The organism is Grimontia sp. AD028 (assembly GCF_000973155.1).
Taxonomy (GTDB): domain Bacteria; phylum Pseudomonadota; class Gammaproteobacteria; order Enterobacterales; family Vibrionaceae; genus Enterovibrio; species Enterovibrio indicus.
This window is the reverse complement of sequence record NZ_LASY01000077.1, coordinates 38,247-49,556: the sequence shown is the minus strand read 5'-3', so window position 1 is coordinate 49,556 and position 11,310 is coordinate 38,247. Positions and strand designations below refer to the sequence as shown.

The following is an 11,310-nucleotide window of genomic DNA, read 5'->3' as shown; positions in this document are numbered from 1 at the left end:
CGGGAAAACGAAAAAAGGCCCCAAAGCGTGAAGCGAGTCACGAGTTGGGGCCTTTTGCCTATTCCAAACGAGAAGACAAAAGGGGAAGCATCAAAGCCTCCCCTTATTCATTAGCAGTTGTTTTTTCTCTGCAATGCTAGAGAATTCTATTACTTGCTGAAGTAAATCTCATCGATAGTAATATTAACTGCCTGCCTAGTTCCGCCTTCTGGTACATCTTGTACAGCTTTGATGACGATTTGAGCGATAGCATCTCTCGATAAGTCACTATCTGTTCTCGCATTTTGGAAGTCATCCAACGGAATAGCTAATGTCACCACATCAGTGTTAGTAGGCTCGCTCCGGCTTAGAATTGCACCAGTTTCACCGTTTCCACCCTGATGATTAGACAGCTTAACTTCAAATTCCTGTCCACTTATAAAGGGGTCTAATTTGTATTTTATATTAAACGTAGTGAAGCCAGTTGCATCAAACGCAGACGACGTTGAAAAATCAATACCTGCGAATTCTTGAGTTGCACTAAGGTTAATCACCTTAGCTGGACTACCTTCAAGTGTTCCGTCAACGATACTTGCTGAAGAATCACCCCAGAAAGGTCCCCATTCGTCCACCGTGATATCTGTATAGTCATCACTAAAGATAGAAACAACATCCGCAGTGGTATCTACATTACCGCCAGTACCGCCGTCAGTGCCACCATCGGTGCCGCCGTCGGTGCCAGTCGGTGAAACAATGACATTGTCTACATAATACTTAGACCCAAAGCCTGTTCCCCAAGCAGGAAACACCATGATGACGTCTATATTTGTCAGGTCTAAGCCATCGTTCGATAGGTCACTCAATCTAAACGTATAGGTTCTCCAAACATTTAATGTTGGTACAGAATCAGGGTTGGTAACCCCGTCAAACTCGATAGCATCACTCAGGTCAAGCTCTGAGAATTCACTACCACCGTTTGATTCCACTTTGAGATTCCAAACCGTTGCTGGTGTAGCGCCAGCTTCAAGCAATTTAATATCAAACGAAATAACGCCATCAACCATCCAAGCATTCACATCAAGTGGGTTAGACGGCTCTCCTATACGCGTATTAAAGCCATTTACAGATGGTGTAGACAAAATCTCGAAAGAGGTAGCCGCACCATGTGCAGGATCACTATCCACCACAACTGGAGGAATGGCATCAGTATCATTATTCCAAGCAACCCACTCCGGATTCGCTGCATCGTTAAAGATCACGATTGGAGTATCACCTGTTGTGCCGCCGTCAGTACCACCATCAGTGCCGCCACCGGTGCCACCATCAGTGCCGCCGTCAGTGCCACCATCAGTGCCGCCATCAGTACCACCATCGGTGCCGCCGTCAGTGCCACCATCGGTACCGCCGTCAGTGCCACCATCGGTACCGCCGTCAGTTCCACCATCGGTGCCGCCATCAGTTCCACCATCGGTGCCGCCATCAGTGCCGCCGTCAACCCCCTTATTCAAGAATGTTAAATCAGCAATTTCAAATGAACCATTCTGCTCGAGGATCAAAGCAAAAGCCGTCATATCCGTAAAGTCTGGAAGAGAAAGCTCCATCTGTACCCAGCCATCAGAAAGCCCAGTACCACTGGATAAGAGTGGGAAAGCGTTTACTTCTGTTTGTGTCAAGCTTTGGATTGACGTTTTAAGTTGCGCAGCATCAGTCTTGATTTTGAACTGAGCATGACTGTAGTTGGAAATGTCTATAGGGTTAATAATGCTAGACCAAGATAAAGCATTCCATCCACCAGTAGATGTCAGCTCAAGAACTGGATTATACAGTTCACTAGACACCTCAGAGAGAGAGCCACCATTCCAAGTCTGAACAAAATCGAAGGCTAAATTACTCTCCTGACCGGTATAAATGACATAAGCAGTATCTGGAATAGTCTGAGTCTCATATGTTGCCAAAGCTACGTCAGCAACTTGAACTGAACCGGCACTGGTCAATCCAACCCCAAACCTATCCATGTCAGTAAATGCAGGTAATGGGACTTTCATCTCCACCCAACCGTTACTTAGCTCAGTACCAAGTGATACAGAGTATTGAACTTTCACTTCCTCACCTACTGTATTGAGGACTGCTACTTCAACTTTTTCAACGTCAGTTTTTACTTTAAATACAGCGTGAGTATATCCAGTAATATCAATACTGGTACCAGAACGCCAAGCAACCGTTCCCCAGTTTGGGGTAGATAACTCCAGTGAGTTGTAAGTACTGTCGCTGCCAGCACCAAGAGTCGCACCCACTTCGCCACCCCAAAGATCTGTAAATTCTAAATCAAGCGATCTTTCTTGGTCAGTGTAGAAAATAAACCCAGCATTTGGAGGTGTCGTAGAGCCAGATCCAGTTCCGCCACCAGTTCCACCGCCAGTTCCACCATCTGTGCAACTTGGATCTTTTTCTGCAACATTGAGACCATTCTCGTTGGCAGGAAGTGTTTCATCACCAGACTTGCTAAAGCGGATATTTCTGAAACGAAGCTCGCCCAATTCCGCAGCGTTAGCGCCTGTACCAGAATTAACAAAAAATGGCGCCGTCACATCATTGAAGTTAGGCGTAGCACCTGAAGTTAACTCTGTGATGGCAATTTTATAAGAGGTCCACTCTTCAGTACCACCATTGATAATAAAGCTATTGACTACCTGCGGCCTGCTTTTATCACCAAAAATACCCGTCATGAAGCCGACGGAAAATTCCCCGTCAACCGTACCGCGGGAATCAAACATTAAAAAGCCATTCTCGAAGCCTGTCAGGTTTTGACCAACGTCGTTTGATTCATTAATACCAGGCACCGCAAGGCTTGCACCAAAACCGAAATTAACATCCGTGTTTCCTTCAACAGGAACTACCACCCAAGAGTTCTCATTGCCGTCAACACCCACCCATGTGGAGTTACCCAAATCACCTGCCCAGATTGTTCCGTAGAGTGATTTTTGAACTTCGTCGGCAAATACTGAATATTTGTCACCAGAAACACGCTGGTTATAAGGGAATGCGTAAGGAATAGGCAAGATGTCACATATTACTGCGTCTCGATCGCCATCGAATGATCGAGTAATTGAAGCACCGTTTCGTGTGAAGTTCGCGTAAGCATCTTTCGCGACGTTATCCCACATTAGATATTTAGCGGTACCATCAAGCTCGAACAAACCAAAGTGTTGTTCAGAGTGACCCGAATTATTCGCATCACCTTTCCAAGGCTCGTCGAATGCTTCAAAGAAGAACATAGAAAAGCCATTCTGATCCAGCTTCGCTTTCATGCTGTCATAATAAGCCTTCTGCTTGTATTCATCAGCAGCGCCAGTACCACCTTCTCCGAAGTCTTCCGTTGAGAGTGTTGCCCAACCCGTTTCACCGACATGAACTTGCTTGCCTGGATCAATCGCTCTGACGACACTTTGAACCGCTGCAATTTGCTCTTCCGCGAAATCAACCGCACGACCCATTGCTCTGTCAGCTTGCTCCTGGAGACTTAAAGACTGTTCATCAAGTGGGACGTTCCAAAATACAGAGCTGTGCTTAGTATCATGGAAGGGGTAAGTGTGAATTGACACGTAATCAACAGCTTGAATCAGGGCATTGATGTCTTCAGCGTACTTGTTGTAGTAATCACTGTTTACTTCACGAGCCCATACCGCCCAGTTATCAGAGCTGGTAATCCAAATATCTCGATTAATTCTTTGATTTTCTTTTGCTCGTTGAAGCTCATTGACACGGTCAAGGATGATGGAGGGAACCACTTTGTAATCATGTGCCCACTCAACCATTGACTCATTACCCACCGCAATAACTTTAATGATGTCTGAGTATTGACGTGCGAACTCATACGCTTTCGCCATCTCATTATCGTTATCTGGATTTTCTTGAGTAGAGTCTGGTTTTATAAGGGGATCTTCGGAAAACGAATTTAAAGCATCAATCCAAACGCCAAGCATGACGTACATTTCGAAATCAACATTCGGATCCGCTTCTGCTTCATCTTTCAGCTCTTGGATAGCTTGCAGAAGGTTTGCGGTGTCAGAATATTTTTGGGTGTGATAGGTGCGGATCACACGAATTCCTGATGCGTACATGATTTGCAAGTCTTCTTTCAAAGCCTCTACAGACTGTACTGTTGCTTCACTACGAGACCTGTCACGGAATGAACCATATGACATTGCCTGCAGTGAAGAAGTCCCCAAGATAGGCTCACCTGAGTCCGAAGTAGGAAACACACCAGTTGGTGTAGGGTTGGGTGATAAATCATCAGAGGTGCTAGGGGTTACTGGGTCATCACCACTACCACAAGCACTTAAAACAAGTGATAGTGACAGAGCGAGAGTCGTTTTCGCCAAATTCTTTTTCATCGTATTAATCCGTTACAGCTGTTATATCGGCTCAAGGTAAAAACCTTTGGCTTATCCTTTAGCCAGATTCCAACCACCAGAATGTTGATGGACTTTACGCGTAGCGTCCCATTAGCATTGAAAGCGCTTTCTTTGCGAATTGAGCAAAACCCGAGTTACGGTCACCACCCCTTACCCGAGGACAACTATTAGCATTTGTAACAATATTGTTATGGGAACATTTTGTACAGACTCAAAAATGAGACAATGGCAATTTAAATATCAAAACTTAAGGTATTGATATTTAAGCGTTTAATTTAACTTTGATTAATGGACGGAATTTCGATGAATATGACTACGCCCCTATACAGTCACCGCTCAGACCAAACCAACAGTTAACAAATTGTGATAAATATGTGATCAAATGCAGATTTTGTGATAGTCATATTTGCGATCGACATCTCTAATAAATTAATGTCCGTTTTACTAACGTTTTCTTTAGTTTGTCACATCTACAAGCATGAAAATGCGAGTCACTCAAACAGAGAAAAGGTATAAGCTCCCGATTTTAATAGTCTTATGCTGCTCACACCACCCAGCAGAACTTAGGCACTCTTCGGGAATTTCAATCTCTCAAAGAAAGCGCTTTCTTTAAGATTGATAATTTTTTGATGGAGTAAGGAATGAAGAAATCCATTTTATCCACTCTGGTTTTAGGAGCGTTGGGCGGTATCTCTTACCTTCCTACAGCTGCTTCCGCAGTGGAAACAGAGTTCGAGTTTCATGGGTATTTCCGCGCAGGTTTTTTTGCAAGCGCTGAAAATGATTTCAAACGAATTGAGTCTGCAGGTAGGAAAGAAATGTTGGGTCGCCTCGGCATTGAACCAGACAACGACGGTGGCCTCGATTTCCTAACCAAACTTATCTTTGACGATGAGAAGCAACTTAACATTCATGTAGGTCTTAGTGAGTTTGATGCCGATGATGTCATTGGCTACATCGAGTTTGAAGGAGTCACTCCTTCAGGTTCTATGTGGGCAGGTAAAAGAAAAATCTATGAAGACAATTACATCTTCATGACAGATTATTTCTACACAGATCTTGAAGGTATTGGAGCAGGTATCAGTGATTATGAAATCGGTGACGGCTTCCTGTCACTTGCCTATCTCTCCAGTGATAGAACTGATGATTATGAAGATCTCGTGGATGCTTCATTCTCTGACCCCAGTACTGGTCTTCAGAACTCATGGGCTACCAATGGGATAGTGTCAGATGAACAATTAAATACCCTTCACTCTAATCTGAACAACACCATGCACACCTTCACTCTGGGCTATCAAATTGGTCGCTATGAGGTCATCGCAAACTACAAATATATGCCAGATAACTGGGATGCAGAAGGTAAAGAGTGGGCAGATACTGGCTTCGATGTGACTGGTATTTACCACATGCCTCATTTCTTTGGTTTGGAAGGCAACGCATTCTCGTATGTGATTGCACAAGCAGGTAAAGGATTAGGCTCGGGTAACTTGTTGGGTAGTACGATAACTAATTACAGTGGGTATCGACCAGGCTCTCTAACTCAAGGCGTCCGCGATGCTGATTTGCCATGGCAGGGACCAGCAAATCATGGCGCCAGCGGCGATTTTGCATTTGAGTCTCTATACGGGAATTCAGATTACCTAATTACACACCGGGAAGAAGATGCAAAAAGTGCTCGCCTTCTTTTATGGGGTGGTTATGTCAACTCTAGCGGCATAGGTTTCTTCCCTTCAATTCAAGGGCAATATAACCATGAGGCTACAGGTGATTCGAATACCACATATACTTACTGGTATTCAGCAATGATGAGGAATACCTTCCCAGTCTCAGACAACTTCTTTGTGCAGACAGATATCGGTTGGTACAAAACCAGCTGGGATGGCGCTACTGATTACCAATCAAAATACACCGTTGCCCCCACCTTTATTATGTCCGATGGCGAGTCGAGTGCCGAAATACGATTTATGCTTTCTTATTTGCCGAGATCATGGACCACGCAAGATTATCTCCGCGATGAAAACGGTGCGGTTCTTCGAGGGAATGATGGTCGATTTCTCCGCGAAAACGCTACGGATGACTTCATAGTCGGTATTCAGGCAGACGTGTATTGGTAAAGCAAGGTCAGAAAGGTTCATACGACACCAAGACTATTGCATTTAATTACTGATACCGATTAAGTAAGGACACAATCATGAATACATTTCCCTACAAGCGCACGTTGGTTGCTGTCGCAACTGTGGGCGTGCTTGCAGGCTGCCAAGCGAAAAAATTTACTCCATTAGATACGGCGGCACCGGACACCAGTGCACAGGAGATTACTGCTAACGACTCGTGGACGCTGATTTGGAACGATGAATTCAGCGGTGACAAGATAGACAAATCTAAGTGGAGCCACGAAGAAAACTGCTATGGCGGCGGTAACAACGAGCGCCAATGTTATACCGACCGCAAGGTAAATTCCTTTGTCGAGGACGGTAAGCTACATATTGTTGCTTTAGACAACCAGTTCACTGGTCCGTCAGACCCAGAGGGTAAGAGCCGCCGTAAAGCGACCCTGCCATACACCTCTGCTCGCCTACGTACAATGAACAAAGGTGACTGGAAATACGGTCGCTTTGAAGTCCGTGCAAAACTGCCATTTGGTCAAGGTACCTGGCCTGCGATCTGGATGCTGCCAACTGACTATGTATTTGGTGGATGGGCAGCTTCTGGTGAGATTGATATCGTTGAAGCGGTTAACCTGAAAACCCCTACTGACCAACTGGGCGCAGAACCTGGCACGGAAGAAGCACGTATTCACGGTACGCTTCACTATGGCCGCGAGTGGCCAGATAACGTGAGCACAGCTGCGGAATACCATCTTCCAAACCATGTTAACCCTGCAGACGGTTTCCACACCTACTCTCTGGAGTGGGAAAAGGACGAAATGCGCTGGTACATCGATGATATCCACTACGCAACGCAGCGCTCTGACGGCTGGTATAGCCAGTACAAAGAAGGCGGTCGTTGGGTAACAGGGGAATCAGATGCGCCATTTAACCAGCGTTTCCACTTAATTTTGAACCTTGCATTGGGTGGTTCATGGGCAAATAACGCGAATGAAGGCGGCATCGATCCCTCTATCTTCCCTCAAACCATGGAAGTCGATTACGTACGCGTCTACGAATGTTCGAAAGATGTTGAAACCGGCAAAGGTTGTGCGACCGTTCAGGACACCGCACAATTTATCGCAGGTACACCTGCACCTGAGATCATCATCCCAGGTCCAGATTACGCGACGGGTCCAGAGTTTGTGCTGTTCGGCGACAAGCCAGACAAACACCTGCGTTCGAAAGAGTACGATCCCCAGTTCAAGATCTACACCGAAACCAAGCCGGTTGAAGGCCGTGGTGATGTGCTAGCAATGAAGAAAACGGGTGAGATCGGTAACTTCTACTTCGAGTCTCCAGAAGTCAATATGGGCGAATGGATGCAAGGTGGCGAGCTGGTCTTTGATCTGCTGGTGGAAGAGAAAGCACCTGAAACCAAGATCATGGTGAAAGTCGATAGTGGCTGGCCTGCTGCGAGTGACATCGATGTAGAAGTACCGCCTATTGGTCAGTGGACTGAGGTTCGCATCAACTTTGCTGAGCTAATTGGAAATGGCAACCGCTTTGCTTCCGGCGCGAAAGCGAATGTCGAAGGCCTACGCAATATCTTTGTTATGGAGCCAACAGGACCGATGGTTCTGCAACTCGATAACATTCGATACGAGAAGAAATAGTCCCTCTTCTTGAAACCCAAAAGGGAGGCGAAAGCCTCCCTTTTCTTTTGCATCAAGCCATTTAACCCGGACAACACTTGATCAAACTCAGCAAAACTGAGCCTTATCGCGCTTTTAGTGCTGGAAAAAACCTGCGGGTGATTGATAAAATCCCTGCCACTTCAATAAACGCATATCAAAGAGAGTGACTCCCCATGGGACGCAGTTTCGAAGTTCGTAAAGCTTCAATGGCGAAAACACAAGGCGCCAAAGTTAAGCTGTACTCAAAGTACGGTAAAGAAATCTACGTTATCGCGAAAAACGGCGGTGGCGACCCAGATTCAAACCTGTCGCTTAAGCGCATGATCGAGAAGGCGAAAAAAGATCAGGTGCCAGGGCACGTTATCGAAAAAGCTATCGAAAAAGCAGCTGGCGGTGGCGGTGAAAACTATGAAGTTGCGCGCTACGAAGGTTTTGGCCCGGGCGGTTGCTCAGTGATCGTTGACTGTCTGACTGACAACAACAACCGTACCTACATGGAAGTACGTCAGTGCTTCGTGAAAACCAACTCCAAAATTGGTGGCCCAGGTACTGTTGCTCACATGTTTGATCACCAGGCTGTATTCCAGTTTGCCGGTGACGACGAAGAAGCGGTACTGGAAGCGCTGATGATGGCAGACGCAGATGTGACTGACATCGAATGTGAAGACGGCGTGATTACTGTATTCGCCCCTCACACAGAGTTCTTCAAAGTGAAAAACGCACTGACTGAGTCAATGCCAGAAGTGACTATCGACGTTGAAGAAATCACCTTCGTTCCACAAACCATGACTGCAGTGAGCGGCGACGACGTTGCAACATTTGAGAAGTTCATGGACATGCTGAACGACTGTGACGACGTACAGAACGTTTACCACAACGCAGAGGTCGAGGCCTAATTCCTCAACGTTTGCGTTCTAAATGCCCGGTTCGACCGGGCATTTTACTTTTTGACTACATTAAGGCTCCACCATGGAACATAAAGATTTTGAAGCGCTGGTAAAAGCCCTTTGCGAAAAAGCCAGCCTTCCTGAAGCGCTCGACATGCTAAAAGCGAGCGAAGATGAAGCGATTGCAGAAGCCGCGAACGCGTTGACTGGACAATTCGCACTTGCAGAAGTGGAAGGTCAGAACCGCGTTTACCACGTATTCACTGAAGAGAACGATGACGGTGAAGAGCAGGAGTTTGTTGAGCACATCATGAATGTGGGTGACGATGTTATCCTGTTTGTCGCTTGGTTCTTCTATACCCAATTCGACATTAAGAACCGTGATACTTATGCCGCAGCCGGTCGCACTTACAAGCAACCTAAACGCAGCTAAGTAAAAAGCCAGAGCGTTGCTCTGGCTTATCTCGTTTTATTGCTATTCCTGTCAGCAAGCATTGAGCTCTACTTTTTCCCATACCCATTCATACCACACCCACTCAGCGCTAATTTGCGATTCCCATACTTGGTTGTTAGAAAGATGAATAGCATTGCATTCCCACCTTCCCCAATCATTTCCATTTTTCATACAGGCTTTGACAAAAACACGTTCGGCACATTCGCTAGTCAAGCTAATAACTAACTTATCAGGCATCCAATAGGAATCATCCGTCACGACGCATTTAGCGCTGACATCAGACATTTTGGTTGGTTTTGTGCAGATATTTTCTGATGCACTAGCGAGATTTATTACGGCAGATAAAGGGATTAACAGCGACGCAAGCGTTCTTTGAAATTTGATTTTCATCATCTTTGTATATATTTATTTTTTCAATAAACACCTGTATACAAATCCACACAATCAAATACTATGCATTGCACTATTATCTTTTTTGTCTGTGAATTTAGGCAAATTTAACGCTCAATTAATAGTGGCCTTATCAGTTACACTTCCAGAATCTAAATTTCCAACAGCAAAGTTATCTAGCAAATGGTTATTAGAAACTGTTTACGGTACTAGTTTATCTGAGGCTCTTGCTGAGTTGCACAGTGAATACTGCCTCCCCCCGCAGCAATGGCATCTACGTTTAATGCCTCCACAGTGCGTTCTGGGAATAGCCTCTCCATCGTTGCTTTGGCTTTCGCATCCGCAGCTCTGTCACCAAATTCCTGCATGATCACTGCATGGTTACAAACATAAAAACCGACATAGCCAGCAGCGAACTCTTTGCTGTCAAACTCTTCACGAATCGTATCTGGCGTTTCCAGAGCATGAAGGCTCAGCCTGTTTCCTTGTGCATCGGTCGCTGCTGACAAAATCTCCCAATGCTCTCGGGTAAGCTCGTATTCGTACGACTCTGGGTAGGTATCAATACCAACGACCACATTGCCTGGGCTGGTAAATCGAGCGTAAAAGTCCGTATGCCCATCAGTGATGTCGCGACCTCGTATTCCAGGGATCCAAATGATTTTATCCAACCCTAAAAGCGGCATCAGAAGATCTTCAAATTGGGCTTTAGAAATATCAGGGTTACGGTTTTCATTCAGAGTACAGCTTTCAGCAATAATAGCGGTACCCTGCCCGTCTACCTCTATGCAGCCACCTTCCATTACAATGCGCGCTTGAATACGTTGAGTATGACTAAGGCGGGCAATCTGCTTTGCCACAGCAGCATCCAATCTATGTTGTTGCTTGTTTCCCCACCCATTGAAATTGAAGTCGACAACAGCTTTGTCACCTTGCTCGTTCAATACGAACAATGGTGCAGTATCTCTCGCCCACAAATCGTCGAGTTGACCTTCGATTAGATCAACCTTGTCTCCCATCAAGGCCCGAGCGATTTCCATATCCTCTTTTCGTACCAACATGGAAACGGGTTCGTATTTGGCAATCGTCAGCGCAATGTCCGCAAGATTTTTTTGAACCGCAGGAAGTAATCCCTCTCCCCAGATTTGCGCTGATGCCCCAAATGCCATCCATGTACGCTCATGAGGGGCCGATTCATCAGGCATTATCCAAGCCACACGATTCGGGCGCGCTATTTCTGTTGCATGAAGGCCAGGAACAAAAGGCAACGTAAGTGCCGCTGCACCAGCCTGTTGAATGAATCGTCGGCGAGAAATCATAGAAGGTACGCAATCAGTTTTATATCTTTCAAATACAGAGGGTTAACTAAATATTGCGTAAAGAAGCCTAACTTTCATCTTT

The 11,310-nt window shown here is 45.7% G+C and carries 7 protein-coding genes; 4 read left to right on the top strand and 3 right to left on the bottom strand.

Annotated features, from left to right (window positions below):
• Positions 1–149: 149 nt before the first annotated feature.
• Positions 150–4,373, bottom strand: coding sequence for a hypothetical protein (locus RN22_RS25180; RefSeq protein ID WP_052737560.1), 4,224 nt, complete (start codon positions 4,371–4,373; stop codon positions 150–152).
• Between the two features lie 662 nt (positions 4,374–5,035).
• Between RN22_RS25180 and RN22_RS17255 the strand changes: the two genes are divergently transcribed.
• The 4 genes from RN22_RS17255 (at position 5,036) to RN22_RS17240 (ending at position 9,498) form a co-directional block, all read left to right on the top strand.
• Complete coding sequence (locus tag RN22_RS17255; protein WP_046306145.1) at positions 5,036–6,508, top strand: carbohydrate porin; 1,473 nt, start codon at positions 5,036–5,038, stop codon at positions 6,506–6,508.
• A gap of 77 nt (positions 6,509–6,585) precedes the next feature.
• Entirely contained in the window at positions 6,586–8,157 is a 1,572-nt protein-coding gene (locus RN22_RS17250; protein ID WP_046306144.1) for a family 16 glycosylhydrolase, read from the top strand.
• A 194-nt stretch (positions 8,158–8,351) separates the two neighbouring features.
• Positions 8,352–9,074 carry a YebC/PmpR family DNA-binding transcriptional regulator gene (locus tag RN22_RS17245; protein WP_002541185.1) on the top strand — a complete coding sequence of 241 codons (723 nt, stop codon included), beginning with the start codon at positions 8,352–8,354 and terminating at the stop codon, positions 9,072–9,074.
• Between the two features lie 73 nt (positions 9,075–9,147).
• Positions 9,148–9,498, top strand: coding sequence for a hypothetical protein (locus RN22_RS17240; protein ID WP_046306140.1), 351 nt, complete (start codon positions 9,148–9,150; stop codon positions 9,496–9,498).
• Positions 9,499–9,549: 51 nt separating this feature from the next.
• On the opposite strand, the gene RN22_RS17235 is transcribed toward RN22_RS17240, so the two are convergent.
• Both RN22_RS17235 and RN22_RS17230 read right to left on the bottom strand, forming a co-directional pair.
• Entirely contained in the window at positions 9,550–9,912 is a 363-nt protein-coding gene (locus RN22_RS17235) for a hypothetical protein (protein ID WP_156168223.1), read from the bottom strand.
• 206 nt (positions 9,913–10,118) lie between these two features.
• Positions 10,119–11,228 (bottom strand): agmatine/peptidylarginine deiminase, encoded by a 1,110-nt coding sequence (locus RN22_RS17230; protein WP_046306135.1) that lies wholly within the window; start codon positions 11,226–11,228, stop codon positions 10,119–10,121.
• Positions 11,229–11,310 lie beyond the last annotated feature (82 nt).

What these genes read in the sequence shown, in the direction of transcription:
- RN22_RS17240 (WP_046306140.1), top strand. Translation starts at nt 9,148, where the DNA reads ATGGAACATAAAGATTTTGAAGCGCTGGTAAAAGCCCTTTGCGAAAAA.
- RN22_RS25180 (WP_052737560.1), bottom strand. Translation starts at nt 4,373, where the DNA reads ATGAAAAAGAATTTGGCGAAAACGACTCTCGCTCTGTCACTATCACTT.
- RN22_RS17250 (WP_046306144.1), top strand. Translation starts at nt 6,586, where the DNA reads ATGAATACATTTCCCTACAAGCGCACGTTGGTTGCTGTCGCAACTGTG.
- RN22_RS17230 (WP_046306135.1), bottom strand. Translation starts at nt 11,228, where the DNA reads ATGATTTCTCGCCGACGATTCATTCAACAGGCTGGTGCAGCGGCACTT.
- RN22_RS17245 (WP_002541185.1), top strand. Translation starts at nt 8,352, where the DNA reads ATGGGACGCAGTTTCGAAGTTCGTAAAGCTTCAATGGCGAAAACACAA.
- RN22_RS17235 (WP_156168223.1), bottom strand. Translation starts at nt 9,912, where the DNA reads ATGATGAAAATCAAATTTCAAAGAACGCTTGCGTCGCTGTTAATCCCT.
- RN22_RS17255 (WP_046306145.1), top strand. Translation starts at nt 5,036, where the DNA reads ATGAAGAAATCCATTTTATCCACTCTGGTTTTAGGAGCGTTGGGCGGT.